We start from the raw sequence: 15,485 nt of genomic DNA, 5'->3' as shown, positions 1-15,485 counted from the left end.
GATGGGCGCTGACGACATCATTGAGGAATATCTAACGTTGCGAAAAGTATGGCTATTTAGAACTACCGAACAATGCCATTAGTTCGCCATAGCCCAGGCAGGCGTTAGCCGGGTGTATCGACTGGAAGTTATAGCCCTAGTTCCGGATGAGGGGGTAATTAAATACAAAACATTGCCAAATGCACTGATTTAGAGCGTTAGCAGCCAATAGCCACTAGTTGCACTTAGCCATAACGAAGGGCTGTTCAGGTGCTCTCTCTTTCAATTAACTGACAGTGCAAAAGATTCAAGCGCTTAACTTCCTCATCGGTGGCTAATACGCCCAGACTTTGCAGGACGCGTGTGGCAGCGAGTACCCCGATCTTCAACGCGGGTGGCTGTAGAGTGCTGAGGCTGGGCAGCAACATGGGGGCAAACGGGTAGTCGCCAAATCCCAATATGGCGCAGTCCTGGGGGATGCTAAGCCCGGCGCGTTGAGCGGCCAGCAAACCGCCGGCGGCGAGGTTGTCATTGGCGAAGAAAATTGCGTCGGGCGAGACCGCCTGCCCCATCAGCGCTTCCATGGCCTGCTTGCCGGCGTCGAAGGGGGCGCGGTCGGCGTCCGGCACAAAGACCCAGGGCTGCACACCCAGCTCGGCGAGGGTCGCGGTAAACCCATCGCGGCGCTCCAACGCGCTGAAGTCGCCTACTGCGCTGTTCTGTACGAAGGCGATGCGCCGATAGCCCTTGCCGTGCAAGTAGCGCGCGGCGCTGACGCCCACTTCATAATGGGAAAAACCCACTTGCAACGGCGCGCGTTCCGGCACGTAGTCCCAGGTTTCGACGATCGGTATATCTGCCTCGGCGATCATCTTCTCGGTGCCAGGGCTGTGAAAGCGGCTGGTCAGCACCAGCGCTGCCGGCGACCAACCGAGAAAGGCACGCACCGCGCTTTCTTCCTGCTCGACGCTGAAATAGCTGGAGGCCAGCAACAGCTGGTAGCCGTGACGACTGAGAGTGTCGCTGAAGCCCTGCAGCGTATTGGCAAAAATCGGCCCCGAGATATTCGGAATCACCATCGCAACGATTTTGCCTCGCGCGGAGGCCAATCCACCGGCCACCAGATTCGGCACATACCCCAACTGCGCAACTACCTCGGCGATACGTTCACGGCGCTCGGGCGAAACCTGTTCAGGTTGGTTGAAGTAACGCGACACGGTAATGGCCGACACCCCGGCCTGGCGCGCCACGGTGTTGAGGGTGACGCGGCCGGCGCCCCGGCGCTTGCGCGGTTTGTGTTCGTCCACGGCACAATCCTCAAAAAGGAATATAAAACTAATTTTTTAGTATTTGACGCTCTAAACGGTCGCCTTCAATAATCCAGATGTTAGCGCTAACAAAGCGCACTGTCTGCTACTCGCTCGAGCGAATGCCCAAGACATTTTCATAGGCGCTGACGGTCGCAGAACCGCAGCGGACCAGGGTATTTTTTCGAGCGGGCACAGCATGCATAACTTTCCACGGCACACCCAATTGTTGCTTCTGGCTGGCCTCTGCGCCCTGCCCGTCTGCGGCGCTGTTGCGGCTGACCAACAGGAACCCACGCTTCAATCCGTGACAGTCACCGCCACCCGCCGCAAAGAATCGCTGCAAAAAGTCCCGGTGGCCGTCTCGGTGCTCGATGGCGAGCAACTGGAGCGTGACAATCGCAACGGGGTGGCGAGCATCGCGCAGCAGGTGCCATCGCTGAACTTTCGCACCGGCGCTTCGAACAAGGACACCTCATTGTTCGTGCGCGGCGTGGGCACCATTTCAACCTCGCCGGGCGTTGAGCCAACGGTGGCTACGGTGATCGATGGCGTGGTCTATGCACGCCCCGGCCAGGCCACACTCGACCTGTTGGATTTGGAGCGCATCGAAGTGCTGCGTGGCCCGCAAGGCACGCTGTTTGGCAAGAACGCGTCGGCCGGTGTGCTGAATATCACCAGTAAGGCGCCGACCGCCCAGACCCACGGCTTTATCGACCAGTCGTTCTACAGCGGTAATGAAAGCCGCACGCGCTTCGGCATCGGCGGCAGCCTGGTGCCGGAGGTGCTCAAGGGTTCGGTCAGCACCTTGTTCGGCAGCTACGACGGTAACGTCGACAACCGCCACAACGGTCAAGAGGTCAACGGCTACAACCACAAGGGCATTCGCGGCAAGCTGGAATTCACACCCAACGATGACGTGACACTGACCCTGATCGCCGACTACATGCAATCCCACGATGACGCGCCCAATGGCGTGGTCAGCAAATCCCTGAGCCCGGCGTTCAGCAATGCCTTGAGGCCGGTGCGCGCCTCAAGTGACAACCGCGATATCAACACCGATACCCGCAGCCATGTGGAAGATACCAACAAGGGTTTGTCGGCGCAGTTGGACTGGAACCTGGGCGACTATACGTTGACCTCGATCACCGCCTGGCGTGGCTGGGACAACACTCAATATCAGGATGGCGACCGCCTGGGCACGGTCACCGCGGCGTTCCCCGGTACCGCCGACAAAGGCGACCTGGCGTTCGACCAGTACTCCCAGGAGCTGCGCCTGGCATCGCCCAAAGGTGAGTTTCTGGAGTACGTCGGCGGCCTGTTCTACATGCATGGCAAGGATGAAGAAACCTATCAGCGCACCCTCACCACCACGACGCGGGTCGATCGAGGCATTGCCGACTACAGCACCACCAGCGACAGCTACGCGGCGTTCGGCGAGACCACGCTCAACTTCACCTCGCGCTTTCGCGGCATCGCCGGGTTGCGTTACACCCATGACGACTTGAAGTACGACCATCGCCGCGTGTCCAGCTCTGCCACTACCGTCAGCGGCATTCAACCGGCGACGTCGAGTTCTGGTTCGGTAGACGAGGATGGTTGGTCCGGTCGCCTGGGTGTGCAGTACGACATCAGCGACACCGTGACCAGCTACCTCACCTACTCGCGTGGCTACAAAGGCCCGGCCTATAACGTGTTCTTCAACATGCAGCCGCGCGACACCGACGCGCTCAAGCCAGAGACCTCCAATACCTGGGAAGCCGGAATCAAGGCCACGGCCTGGAACAACCGCCTGACCACCAACCTGGCGGTGTTCCACAGTGACTACGACAACTACCAGGCCAACTTTTTCGACACCGTCGCCGGCCAAGTCGTGACGCGCCTGATTAACGCCGGCACCGTCAGCACCGAAGGCGTCGAGCTCGATTACGCCCTGCAAGCCACCCAGCAACTCAAGCTTTCCGGTGCCCTGGCCTACACCCGGGCGCGCATCGATCAGTTCGCGTGCCCGCCGGGCGCGGCGGCGACCTGCAACGTCAATGGCAAGCCACTGCCCTTCAGCCCGGACTGGAAAAGCTACGTGCGCGCCGACTACAGCATCCCCTTGGATAACGGCCTGGATATCGAACTGGGCACTGACTACAGCTGGCAGAGCGAAGTGCAGTACGACATCAGCCAGAACCTGGACACCAAACAAGGCGCCTACGGCATCTGGAACGCCAGCGTGGCCCTGGCTGACTACACCAACGGCTGGCGCGTGGCGCTATTGGCGAAGAACCTCGCCGACAAATCCTACTCCCCCCTGCTGGCCAGCGGCGGCAATTACATCTACCGCGCCGTGCCTCGTGACGATGAGCGTTACTTCGGCGTGCAACTGCGCAAGGATTTCTAGCATGAGCCGTCAACTCAAACTCGGCGCCTTCCTAATGGCTACCGGGCACCACGTGGCCGCCTGGCGCCACCCCGACGTACCGGCGAACGCTGGCCTGGACTTCGCCCACTACAAGCATTTGGCACAGATGGCGGAAGCGGCGAAGTTCGACGCCCTGTTCGTGGCCGACAGCATTGCCGCCGCCACCGGCGAGGTCGCCAGCCACATGGCGCGCTCGGATCATTTCGAGCCGCTCACCCTGCTCTCGGCCCTCAGTGCCGTGACCGAGCATATCGGCCTGATCGCCACCGCCACCACCAGCTATAACGAGCCGTACCACGTGGCGCGCAAATTCGCCTCCCTGGATCACCTCTCCGGCGGCCGCGCAGGCTGGAACCTGGTGACCTCGGACAACGCGGCCGAGGCGCTGAATTTCGGTCGCGACGAACACCTGGGGCATGCCGAACGCTACAGCCGCGCACGGGAATTTCATCAGGTAGTGACGGGGCTGTGGGACAGCTGGGACGACGACGCCTTCGTACGCGACAAGGCCAGCGGGCGCTATTACGAGCCAAGTAAACGCCATGTACTGGACCATGTGGGCGAACACTTCCAGGTCAAAGGCCCCCTGAACGTGGCGCGCTCGCCCCAGGGCCAGCCGGTGATCGTGCAGGCCGGCTCCTCGGAAACCGGCCGTGAACTGGCCGCGCAGACCGCCGAAGTGGTGTTTACCGCGCAGACCTCATTGGCCGACGCGCAGGCCTTCTACAGTGACCTCAAAGCTCGCCTGGGCCAATACGGGCGCGAGGCCGACGCGCTGAAAATCATGCCGGGCGTGTTTGTGGTGGTGGGGCAAACCGAAGCCTTGGCCCAGGCCAAATTCGAAGCGTTCCAGGCGTTGGTCGAACCCGAGGTGGGTGTGGCGTTGCTGGGGCGCATGCTGGGTAATTTCGACCTGTCCGGCTACCCGCTGGACGGGCCGCTGCCCGAGCTGCCCTTGACCGACAGCGGACAGCGCAGCCGCCAGCAACTGCTGAGTGAACTGGCCCAACGCGAACAACTGACGCTGGCGCAACTGGGCAGACGCATTGCCGGTGGACGCGGTCATTACAGTGTGATCGGCACGCCGCTGCAGATCGCCGATGAGCTGCAGCGCTGGTTTGAAGAAGGTGCGGCGGATGGCTTCAATATATTGGTACCGCACCTGCCGGGAGGGCTGGAGGATTTTGCCCGCTGGGTGGTTCCCGAACTGCAGCGGCGCGGCCTGTTTCGCAACGAATACACCGGCACTACACTGCGTGAAAACCTCGGGTTGGCGCGCCCGGTCAGCCGTTACAAGACGGCTCAATTATGAAGAACATGGTCCGCGCGCCGAGCAAAGGTGGCCTGAGCGATTACTGTTTTGTCGCCAACACGAACCGGTGCACGAGCCCACCAAACACGCCACCGAGCAAAGGCACCACCCAGAACACCCACAACTGGGCCATCGCCCAATCGCCTTGAAACAGTGCCACGCCCGTACTGCGCGCCGGGTTAACCGATGTATTGCTCACCGGAATACTGATCAGGTGAATCAAGACCAGCGCAAACCCGATGGCCAGCGGCGCAAAACCGGCCGGCGCCTTTTTATCGGTAACACCCAGGATGATCAGCAGGAAAAACGCCGTGAGTACAAACTCGGTGACCACCACTGACAGAAACGAGAAGCCACCCGGAGAGTGCTCGCCATAACCATTGGTGGCAAAACCCGCCGACACATCAAACCCGGCCTTGCCGCTGGCGATCAGGTACAACACCCCGGCCGCTGCAATCGCACCCAGAACCTGAGTGAGGATGTAGGGCACCACGTCCTTGCCATCAATACGCCCCGCGGCGAGCAAACCCAGAGTGACCGCCGGATTGAAATGACCGCCGGAAATGTGGCCGACGGCGTAGGCGATGGTTAATACGGTTAAGCCAAATGCCAAGGCCACGCCTACAAAGCCGATGCCCAGCTCAGGGAAGGCGGCAGCCAGAACAGCACTGCCGCAACCACCCAGGACCAGCCAGAATGTGCCGAAGAACTCGGCGGCTAGACGTTTTGTCATGAGGGAACTCCTTGAAGTAAGGTCAAAGAGTCGGAGCGTAACAACGGGGTACCGACGTTGGATGTGGGAAATTTCCTTGGCGCATTTTACTCAGGAAATGTGTGATTCAGCTCGTTGGCGAGTCGGACCTGGTTCTGCGTGAGGGCATAGCTTCCTGCTGGAGAAGGCTAACGCTAAAAGCCTAGCGCCAGATGCACAAAGCCCGGCGTTCGGCCGGGCTTTTAAGGGTTACTCAAAACTTGGCGTCAGACGTTTGATTCCTGACAGAGTCACCACCGGAGAGTGAGCCTTTGATTTTTGCCGCGCGCGCAACCACCTCACGCTGGGAAGCGCTTGCCTTGTGAAGCACCTCCCGGAAAACCTCACGCTTGGTGTCATATGAGGCTTTATTGAAGAAATCCGCCAGTAGGCTGGAGTCTTCGATGTTGGTTTTACGCATGACGATCTGCCTCAGCCAGTAGCTCAATGAGCTGCTGGCAATCATATGCCAGTTTGCACCGGCCTCGATAGTTCAGCGATCAAGCTCTGTAAATGCGAGCATGCTCTGAACTTTAGGGGAACACTTGCCACCCCATAACAAAAAAGACCAGAATTAAGACCTATATAGGAGTCCTATCTATGCAAAATATTCTGGCTGACGTGGCGGTGAGCGTTTCCGAACTCAAGAAAAACCCATCATCCGTCTTGAGCGGCGCCAATGGCCAGCCCGTGGCGGTACTGAACCACAACCGCGTTATGGGCTACATGGTTCCGGCAAATGTCTACGAAGCGATGGTAGAGCGCTTGGACGAGCTGGAACTGATTCACTTGGTCAAGGCTCGGCTCGACGCCAACGAAACACCCGTTCGAGTATCTCTCGACGATCTGATTGGCGAGGCGGAGGCAGATATAGCCAATGGGCGCTGATTACGAGGTTGAATGGGATCCGAAGGCGCTCAAAGAACTGCGAAAACTCGACGGCACGCTACGTCTCCAGTTTCTGAAAAAGCTTCAGGAGCGGCAGGCCGGACCGCGAGTGCCAAGTGATGCGCTTCACGGTATGAAAGATTGTTACAAGATCAAATTGCGTGGCGCCGGCTATCGGCTTGTATACCGCGTTGAGGATGAGCGGATTGTCATCTTGGTTCTGGCCGTCGGAAAACGCGAACGCAGCTCAGTCTACGAGCAGGCAGCGAAACGGTAGATACATGCGAGGAGGACGGCTCGCTAGCGGGCTTTGTCTTCAAGCCAGGTTGCGCTGGAAACTTATTGGTAACCGATCTATCGCCTTTCGGTGCTCAAGGATCTTAATGACGGTGTACTCGGCCTTGAACTGCTCACCGGCCAAGGATTGAACCCTGCGCAGTTTCACCTTCAAAATTTTGCCTTTTTTGAGCTAGTAAAGAAGGTGTGAATGAGAGCGGCGGACAACCGAGGAGAACCGCAAGGCTTTTTTGGGCCACAAGAACGGCAGCATCACCAGCCACTATTCTACGCCGGAGCTGCAGCATCTGATTGAGGCTGCGAACAAAGTGTCAGCATCTGACTCTCGCGGGCCACCGCTGACCCTCTTGAGGAGGAAGTCGGGATGATTCCCCGCAAAAGTCCCTACGCATGAAAAAGCCGAACGGGTTAGAGTTCGGCTAAGTCATTGAAAAATATGGTCGGGACGGAGTGATTCGAACACTCGACCCCTAGCACCCCATGCAGGGGACACAAGTTTCGTAAAGCATTGATTTAAATAGAATATACACCATTTAAGACTCCGCAAAACACGCTCTTTTTTGTGCTTATGCAAACGGAAATACGTGGCTCGCAGCGGTGGTTTTGCGCACGTAAGATCGAGGCAGCGCTCCCCTCCATCACCTCCACCCATCACAAACCCCAAATTGCTCACGATTCGTAAAACACACCGTATTTATGGACTAGAACATCACTAATATTTTCATTGAAATAAAACTTTGGGTGTGACCGGAAGCAGCATTCTTTACGTCCTCGATCGAGGCATTCACAATACGTCGAGGAGTAACACCGTAGATCCCTTGTATGTCCCAGCGATGGTTGGCGACTTGGTTAGTTCGCCATCAATGCGTACACGTGGGTCGGTCCCGGTTACGTTGAGCACGTCCTTCCCGCTTGCTTGGAACTTCAGTTGGACCTCGCCCACTCCACCTACCTTCACCAACCCGCCGCTGGGGATTGTTAGCTTGAGAGAGGCCTCTGAATCGCAGTGGATGGACACGTCAGCTGAGTCCTTCAATTTTGTCCCTACCTGCCCCTGCATCCGTATTTCAGTGGTGGTACTTGTGCAAGATACGGGTAGAGGCACGCTTACGATATTAGAAGACGCGAACGAAAAGAGCACGCTCCCGTTAGTTTTGCATTTGGTCCCCCATACTCTCATTGGCAGCCCTAGAAGCGGGGTGAGGTCGATCGTTTTCCCTATGAACCCCCTCGCGGTAGCGGCGGCTTCGTACGCCGTAGAGCACGGTGGGTTTAGGGGGGCGCCGCACAGGGGGCGTGGGGAGTACCCGTCGGCCCAGCAAGTTGCCCATTGTTGCCCGGACCCCATGTCGATGGCGGAGTAGGCGGGTGACGATGAACCAAAGTCCGCTCTCCGGAATTCTTGTGGTGTTACGATCAGGTCCGTGATGATCGCGTAGCGAACCCCCCCTTCGGTCCGTTCGGACACGTACAGTGTCGCCCCCACCCCGGTCTGTATGGCGCCTACCGAGAGTACGAGTACTAGTGTGGCGGCGTAGGATCGTAGTTTTACATTCATGGTGAGTCCTTTTTTTTCATTTTTTTCCGGCGGTACGTATACACATCCCGATCGGTGCGGTTTGGGTCGTCATCCCTTCCTTTGAGGGCCGTATGGAACTTACGCCAACGCGGGCGGATAAATCATCCCAGCATCTGCATTGCCCAAATGTTCCACCGTGCCTCATACGCTTGCACCCGCACGGCGGTTTCTGTCGCTGACAGTCCCCTTCGTCGGGCTTGCTCGTAAAGCCGCAACCGTTGTGCACAATGGTTTTCTAACGCGCGAGGCGCAATGGAGGTCCCTGCGGGCGTGAACCATACGCCCAGCCAGTCGAAACCATGCTCAATCCTCCCCAGTTGAGTTTTGTCCGGATGCGCTTCAAAGCCACCCAGGTTAAAAAACTCATGCAGTTGTTTTACGCAGCGTCGCAGTTGCCAACGCGTGCGTGTGAGCAGCACAAAATCGTCCATGTAACGTGCATAAAAGATGCCCTCAAGAAGAGCAAAATGGCAATCCACGTGGTACAGCAGCGCGGCCCCCATCAACGGACTGAGCGCACAACCCCGACATATCCCATGAGTAGGCGTGAAGATATCCCCGCCGTCCTCGACGCAGTAATACACGTACTGCTCGACAAGGTCGTTGAGTACTGGGTCCTCAATGTGCTGTCGCGCAAGACTGAGCAATTGCTCTTTACGGATATGGCGGTAATAACCCCGAATATCCGTGCGATAGACGAACGGAAATCGCCTCGAAGCTAGTGCTCTCCAAACCTCACTCACCGACTGTTTTCCCCCACCCCGCCCTTTGATATGAGCGCAGCGCTCATGCATCGGCAACCGGTTTTCCACCTGCAGTGCAACCCATTTCAGCACCAGGGCGTCTTGAGCGCACCACTGTACCCAGCGACGATCGCTGCGTTGATGTACCTGCATCGGCTGCAGGCGATAGTTACCGCGACACACCTGTCGATACAAGGCCTCACCTTGCTGCAGCCAATGAAAGCGCAAGTGCCACACGTCCGCATTTGGAGGTGCATGTCGGCGTCGTTTGCCCAGCCAGATATACGCCGCCAACCAATCACTTTCAGCCTTACTCATATTCCAGACTAAAGGTTGCGATGGCGCTGAATGGCCCGCGTTCAATGGTCTTGTTGGCTATTGCCGCCGGTTCGCCCTGTACAAATGCCAGCATCGTCAGGGTGTTGCTTCCGTTAACCAACCGGACGCCTTCACCTGGCTTATTCAGTGGCAGTTTCTGGCCGCCCAGGGTTTCCATGCCTAGAGCAATACCCTTCGTCTGAGCGCCACCATCAATCGCCAGAAAACCGGTCAGACGCGGGTTTTCAATGCCGCTGAAGGTCACCTTGACCGTTTTACCCAGGCCCGCATCGCACTCCATCAGGCGAATATCAAACGGCTGGCCGCGGGTGCGCTGGTGCGTATACAGGTCTTTGTCTGTCAGCGTGCCAAAGTCCAGTGTCACGCTCTCGGCCCCTGGCGCAATCACGCAAGGTTCTGCGACTAGGGCACCGTGTAGCCGAACATTCTCAGCCTGTGCCGTCTCGTTCAGCATCAACGCCAGTAGCAGCGCAAACAGATACCTATTGCGCGAGCTCATTGGTACACCGCCCGCAGAGTAGCAGTCGCTTCAAACGGACCCTCCATAAGCGTTGCGCCCGCTCGTTTGACCGGCACAGCCGACAGAATAGGCGGGGTTGTGAGCCGGATGGGGATCGGCTTATTCAATTCAAAAGGTACGCCGTTTTGCTTGATCTGGATCGCCAAGTCAGCAACGTCACTGGTCACAGCAGCGGTGTCGTAATCCGCAGGGGTACCAATAATTTCCAGCGTCATGTCCCAGGTATTGGCAGTTGGGTCGCAGGTGATTTGATAATTCATCACTTGCTGATAGTTCACACCATCCACCTTTTTTACACCCACCCGGTTACCAAAATTCACATCCACCTGGCCGCCGTCGTTGATAGTACAAGGCGGTGGCTCAATCAGGGTGCCGCGGAGTATCAGGTTATTTGACTCCCAGCCCGAGGCGTTCTCGATGCCACTTACCAGTAACAGTACCAAGCTTGCATAAAGCTTCATCACTCTGTACTTGTTCATCGGTACTCCACCTTCATGATCCCCCCGGCGGTGAAGGCTCCGCCATTAAGTGTGGCGCCGGAACGTTTGACCGGCACTGCGTAAATCCGTGGCCAATTCGGATAGGTGAAATCCTTGGAGCTGTTGATCGGCAACCGGGCCCCATCAGCTAATAGAGCAATGCCGAAATTGCTGATACTGGTCGTCAATACATCGCTGTCAAACGACGCCCCCATGCCTTCTATCCGGATACTCATCGCACCGGGAGAACCTGCAGGGCACTGCACCGTGTAAGGCACCTGCATTTTTTTGTAGCTGCCGTCTACGAGTTTGGTCTGCACGTCGTTGCCGAAGTTAACTTCAATCATATTATTGTTATTTACCTTGCACGGCTCAGCAGTGAGGATCACCGTCACATTGATGGTACTCGATGAAGTCGCCGTAACCGGTTGAGTGGTAGCTCCCAGTACGACTAGAGCAACACACATGGCATGTCGCGCATATCGGCGTGACGTTCCGGTAGCCAAACTGTTCCCGGTACTCATAGTATTTTGGCTCCTATATAAGTCATGACACCATTGCAACGGTGGTCAGTTTGGCTTGACGGGCTTGGCCTTGCAGCTATCACCGCTGCACGTGAACTGCAGTTGCGGGCGGCCTCCGTAGTCATTGACATAGGTCAGCACGGGCGTCGGGCCCAAAACGGATATGTCTAGGTTCAGCGCTTCTTTACTCTTGGGCGCCACCATAATTGGCTCAAACCCCTCGGCGCCGGCGCTGCCGGGTTTACTGCCAGCGTCGACTATCGTCACGTAATACGGCGTCGGGTTATTCACTTGGTATTTGTCGCCCTGCTTGCTTAGCGTCAGTTGTTCCTCCCAAGGCACCATCCCTATCGTTGCGCCAAGCGCTTTGGGCCGATAAAACAGCTTGATGCGTGTCTGCAATGCCAACTGCAAGGTGTTGGGTTTATCGCTCTTTGGAGGGATTTCACGCATGTTGAAATAGAACAGCGTCTCGCGGTCCTGTACTAATAAATTGGCAGCCGGCAGGGCCTGTATCTTGATCTGACTTTTGGCCCCGGGTTCCAGACGCTGCAAGGGAGGGAGAACAGTCAGAGGGCTGGTAATCTTATTGCCCTTCTCATCTTCCACCCAGCCCTGCGCCAGGTAAGGCGAGGTTTTGTTTTCATTGCTGATACTGAGGCTGATGGACTTTTCGCCCCCGTTAAATACTGCCCGGGTACGGTCCAGCGCTACGGCCGCCTGCCCCTGTTGCAGGCCCAGTATGCTTAACAGCAGGCCGCAAGCGACGCGAAAAAAAGGATTACTCTGAGTGCTCATCTTTGTTACTCACTGTTTGTGATTCTGTAAAACTTCAAAGGCAGGCTGCTGAAGAGAACGTCACACTGGCCTGCTACATGGGGTACAGGTGTATTGCCACAAGAGGTCAACCCGAGGCTTTTTGTGGAGAGTCGTTGCTGGGCAACCGCTTGCATGGCAACACCATCTCTGCCATGTCGCCCTCGGATATCTGCGCTGGCATCTCCAGCGAACACTGCGCCCGACCATTCCAATGCACGCTCATTTCCCCGCCGGGGTTGATACCGCTGAGGTAGGCGCTGCCTTCGTCGCCGACAATGCCCACATCCTGACTCTTTGGGTTTTTCACCGTGGCACCAAAGGGTACGGCTGAACCATCGACTAGCCGGATCACCACCATTGCTTTCTCTCCGGCAACCACTTCAAACCGCCGATAGCCAATAGCCCCTTCGGTCAGCGTGGCCTGCGTCACCGAACGCCCTACATCGGCATTTTCCGGCAACTTGTTAACGTCAATGCTCAACCGGTTTCGGTGATAACTGTTCACGTCGGTGACCACTGCCTTGCCAAATCGGTTAGTGCGGATGGGTGTGCCATATCCCGAGATGGGGATGTCCGCGACCCCGTCCGTATCGATCAGCACTCGAGTGCCTCCGATCATGTTCGAGCGGTGTATCGCCCCTCCCTTCATGGTGGCGGTCGCCCCGCCCTGCAGCGACATACCGACCGAGGAATAACTTCCCTCCTGATAGCTGGTGTTTGCATTGACGCGGGCAAGGGTTCCGTCATGGGTGTAGAAAGCACTGGCAGTGGAACCGCCGCTGTTTTTGCCGCCGTTGAGCTGATAACTGTCGCCATTTTCGAGGCGATCGTAGTAGCCGACCTGGTGACTGTTTGCATCACGATCGTAGCTGCCGCTGTAGCTGACAGAACTGCTACCGCCACCCAGTGGCATTGAGAGCGAGACGTACATGCCGTCGTCATTGGAACCGTTGTACTTATTGCGGTACGCCGTAGCCGACAGGCTTACTGCCCTGAACTGACCGATATTGAAGCTCTTGGATAAGGTAAAGGTGTACCGGTCGCTGGCTTTGGTGTCCCAGTAAGTCTGGTGGTCGTAGTTGAGGTAGGTACTGAACCCGCTGTCACTGAAGTTCTGCCTGAAACTTACGTTGTATAACTCTTTGCTATTTTCGTTACGCGTGCCGAAGTTACGAGCATCCAGATAATCGCTCATCGACATGTAGTCCTTCTCCGAGAAGCGATACCCGGCAAAGGTCACCTGGCTGTCGTAAGCGTCAAAGTTTTTCGAATAGCGCAGTCGGTAAGAGTTACCGCTCAGCGTGTTTTTCTGCATTTGAGGCAGGCGGGCCCGCGACTGAGTAATGTCGAATGACAATGCCCCAAACGTCATCAGGTCACGCCCTACCCCAAGGGCAAGGGCTTTGTAATCACCGCCTTCAACAGCGCCGCCATAAAGCGACCAGCCGTTGCTCACCCCCCATGAAGCCTCACCGGTGACGAACATTGGCCCTTCGGTGCTATGGCTGAAGTCCGAAGGACGACCGCTGCTGACCTTGTAACGTACAGACCCAGGCCTGGTCAGGTAGGGAACGCTGGCGGTTTCGACAGTGAACGACTGCACGCCGCCATCTTGCTCCTCTACCCGCACATCCAATTGCCCGGAAACTGCATCATTGATGTCTTGAATGCGGAAAGGACCCGAGGCGACCTGGGTTTCATATAGCACCCTGCCCTGTTGGCTGATCACCACTTTGGCATTAGTGCGCGCTACACCTGCCACTTCCGGGGCATAACCCCGAAGGTTAGGCGGCAACATGCTGTCATCGGTGACGAGGCTGACGCCGGTAAAGCGAAAGCTGTCAAAGATGTCGGAATACAGGAAGTTCTCACCCAGCGAAAATTGCGCCCCAAGGCTAGGAATAGCCCTGTAGGCGTAGTAACGGCTCCAATCCCAGCTATTGCCTGCTCTCTGACCATTGCCCCGATGTTCCAGCCGCGTTTGCCAGTCAGCGCGCAGCCGCCAGGCGCCCATGTTGCCCCCCACTGTGCCGTTGCCGCTCAGGTTGTAAGAGGTTCCACCGCCATGCTCCTGACGTTGGCTTTGGCCGTTCATGTAATAGTCGACGAACACCCCGGGAATTCCTTCCTCCCAACGCGCCGGCGGATCCCACGTGTCTGAGGCATATTCCAGATAGGCCTGCGGCACGCTGACCATCAGGCTGGAAGTGCTGAGTTCCGCGCGCGCTTTTGCACCCGGCAGACCGTCCAGTAACAGGCATTGCCCCTGGTGCCACCACGTTAGTTTTTTTATGACATCCGGCTTTAAACCGAATTGATCAACCAGTGTCGGACTGAGACAGGCCACACTTTCTTTGGCATCCTGCTCTGAGGGGTAAAAAACCACTGACTGCTCAGGCAGCTCCTGCCTGTTAATTCGCACGAGCATCGTGTAATCGCCCGGCATGATGTATGCGCCACGGGAAAACTGGCCCAAATCAATGTTCTCGCGATCTTTAATATCTATAACATCAATGTTGAATTCTACTTCCTGCGCACTGGCTTGATACCCCGCGCCACTGAGTGCACAAGATATGGAAACGCCCAATACGCGTGGACGAAAAGGTACAAGTGCCCATTTCGGCACAGTCACGCTTGAGAAGTCCATATCACTTATATTCACACTGCAAAACATGCTAGCCACTAGCGTGATGCAACACTCACCCGCTCACCATCCATGCGACCGCACAGGGCTTAACTGAATGCCTCTGCTCGCACTTTCTGCTGACTACCGAGAAAACGCCGCCCTCTGCCAACCTCTATAGCTAGTCAAATTATTATTCATAAAAAATGCATGTGGGATGCACCCACATGCATGACAACCTCGGACTTACAGCCCGATCAGTTGTAGCTCAACATGAAGTTAGCCACGCTGGTAAATTCGCCCGGAACGATGGTGCTTACATTACCACCGTTACCCTTTAGGGAGGCATTGAAGGCTAGAGTAACTTCGGAATCGCCAGGATTGATAATCTTACCTGTCGTTGCAGTGCCCAACTGGATCGAATTACCGTCACCATCAGTTAGCGCAACACCCGCACCCTTGGCAGTGTCACCGGTAATAGCGAGCAATCCACCCACACCTGCCGCGCCATTAAAGGTCGTCTTTACAGTTTTTGCGGTGTCCAGACTGCATTTTTCGAGACGAATCTCAAAAGGCTTAGGAGCGGAGTTACCACCGTCAGCAAGCGCCACATTGGCGATGGTACCCAACTCAATTGTTTGATCACTAGAATCGTTACTAATAGCGCATGGCGCATCAACAATAGAGCCGGCGAACTTAACCACACCATTACCCTGATCTGCGGCCTGCACACCAGAGATAGTTGCGAGCATCACTGCGGCCGTCAAAGCGATTTTATTAAACTTCATGTGAACTCTTATCCTTAACTGCACTCAAATAAAAATTGCTACCATGCACCTATTTAAAAACACACAAACAGATGCTAACTCCCCGAGAGGGCCGATTATTGGTAAGCGGTCGAGCTCCGATATA

Annotated in this window: 14 protein-coding genes and 1 pseudogene; 5 read left to right on the top strand and 10 right to left on the bottom strand. The window is 56.5% G+C overall.

The genetic code is table 11. From position 1 onward, the window contains the following. Positions 1–245: 245 nt before the first annotated feature. Positions 246–1,286 carry a LacI family DNA-binding transcriptional regulator gene (locus PSH76_RS09715; RefSeq protein ID WP_305493975.1) on the bottom strand — a complete coding sequence of 347 codons (1,041 nt, stop codon included), beginning with the start codon at positions 1,284–1,286 and terminating at the stop codon, positions 246–248. A 199-nt stretch (positions 1,287–1,485) separates the two neighbouring features. On the opposite strand from PSH76_RS09715, the gene PSH76_RS09710 reads away from it, so the two are divergent. Next, positions 1,486–3,678, top strand: a complete 2,193-nt coding sequence (locus PSH76_RS09710; protein ID WP_305493974.1) for a TonB-dependent receptor — start codon at positions 1,486–1,488, stop codon at positions 3,676–3,678. A gap of 1 nt (position 3,679) precedes the next feature. Further along, positions 3,680–5,011: an LLM class flavin-dependent oxidoreductase gene (locus PSH76_RS09705; protein WP_305493973.1), complete on the top strand. Its 1,332-nt coding sequence runs from the start codon at positions 3,680–3,682 to the stop codon at positions 5,009–5,011. A 40-nt stretch (positions 5,012–5,051) separates the two neighbouring features. Here the strand turns inward: PSH76_RS09705 and aqpZ are convergent, their stop codons facing one another. Then, positions 5,052–5,744, bottom strand: coding sequence for an aquaporin Z (gene aqpZ / locus PSH76_RS09700; protein ID WP_305493972.1), 693 nt, complete (start codon positions 5,742–5,744; stop codon positions 5,052–5,054). A 232-nt stretch (positions 5,745–5,976) separates the two neighbouring features. Next, complete coding sequence (locus PSH76_RS09695) at positions 5,977–6,228, bottom strand: hypothetical protein (RefSeq protein WP_305493971.1); 252 nt, start codon at positions 6,226–6,228, stop codon at positions 5,977–5,979. 134 nt (positions 6,229–6,362) lie between these two features. On the opposite strand from PSH76_RS09695, the gene PSH76_RS09690 reads away from it, so the two are divergent. The 3 genes and pseudogenes from PSH76_RS09690 to PSH76_RS09680 all read left to right on the top strand — a co-directional run. Then, positions 6,363–6,650 (top strand): type II toxin-antitoxin system Phd/YefM family antitoxin, encoded by a 288-nt coding sequence (locus PSH76_RS09690; RefSeq protein WP_192001713.1) that lies wholly within the window; start codon positions 6,363–6,365, stop codon positions 6,648–6,650. After that, a complete protein-coding gene (locus PSH76_RS09685) occupies positions 6,640–6,927 on the top strand; it encodes a type II toxin-antitoxin system RelE/ParE family toxin (protein WP_192001712.1) in 288 nt (95 codons plus the stop codon). The genes PSH76_RS09690 and PSH76_RS09685 overlap by 11 nt, the downstream gene beginning before the upstream one ends. A 226-nt stretch (positions 6,928–7,153) precedes the next feature. Beyond that, positions 7,154–7,315, top strand: a pseudogene (locus tag PSH76_RS09680) (site-specific integrase); the annotation flags it as partial. A 1,312-nt stretch (positions 7,316–8,627) separates the two neighbouring features. Here the strand turns inward: PSH76_RS09680 and PSH76_RS09675 are convergent. From PSH76_RS09675 to PSH76_RS09645, 7 genes are all read right to left on the bottom strand, one after another. Further along, a complete protein-coding gene (locus tag PSH76_RS09675) occupies positions 8,628–9,587 on the bottom strand; it encodes a reverse transcriptase domain-containing protein (RefSeq protein WP_305493970.1) in 960 nt (319 codons plus the stop codon). After that, positions 9,580–10,107, bottom strand: coding sequence for a fimbrial protein (locus PSH76_RS09670; RefSeq protein WP_305493969.1), 528 nt, complete (start codon positions 10,105–10,107; stop codon positions 9,580–9,582). Before PSH76_RS09670 ends, PSH76_RS09675 begins: the two co-directional genes overlap by 8 nt. After that, on the bottom strand, positions 10,104–10,607 hold the full coding sequence (locus PSH76_RS09665) for a fimbrial protein (RefSeq protein ID WP_305493968.1): 504 nt from the start codon (positions 10,605–10,607) through the stop codon (positions 10,104–10,106). Before PSH76_RS09665 ends, PSH76_RS09670 begins: the two co-directional genes overlap by 4 nt. Continuing rightward, the gene (locus PSH76_RS09660) at positions 10,604–11,074 is read right to left on the bottom strand and encodes a fimbrial protein (protein ID WP_370874660.1); all 471 of its coding nucleotides are present in this window, start codon (positions 11,072–11,074) and stop codon (positions 10,604–10,606) included. Before PSH76_RS09660 ends, PSH76_RS09665 begins: the two co-directional genes overlap by 4 nt. A gap of 102 nt (positions 11,075–11,176) precedes the next feature. Then, entirely contained in the window at positions 11,177–11,929 is a 753-nt protein-coding gene (locus PSH76_RS09655; RefSeq protein WP_305493966.1) for a fimbria/pilus periplasmic chaperone, read from the bottom strand. 106 nt (positions 11,930–12,035) lie between these two features. Then, on the bottom strand, positions 12,036–14,582 hold the full coding sequence (locus PSH76_RS09650; RefSeq protein ID WP_305493965.1) for an outer membrane usher protein: 2,547 nt from the start codon (positions 14,580–14,582) through the stop codon (positions 12,036–12,038). Positions 14,583–14,830: 248 nt separating this feature from the next. Beyond that, positions 14,831–15,361 carry a fimbrial protein gene (locus tag PSH76_RS09645; protein ID WP_305493964.1) on the bottom strand — a complete coding sequence of 177 codons (531 nt, stop codon included), beginning with the start codon at positions 15,359–15,361 and terminating at the stop codon, positions 14,831–14,833. Positions 15,362–15,485: the final 124 nt, after the last annotated feature.

The sequence above is a fragment of the Pseudomonas sp. FP215 genome, from assembly GCF_030687795.1.
Lineage (GTDB): Bacteria > Pseudomonadota > Gammaproteobacteria > Pseudomonadales > Pseudomonadaceae > Aquipseudomonas > Aquipseudomonas salmasensis.
This window is presented reverse-complemented; position numbering and strand designations above follow the sequence as displayed.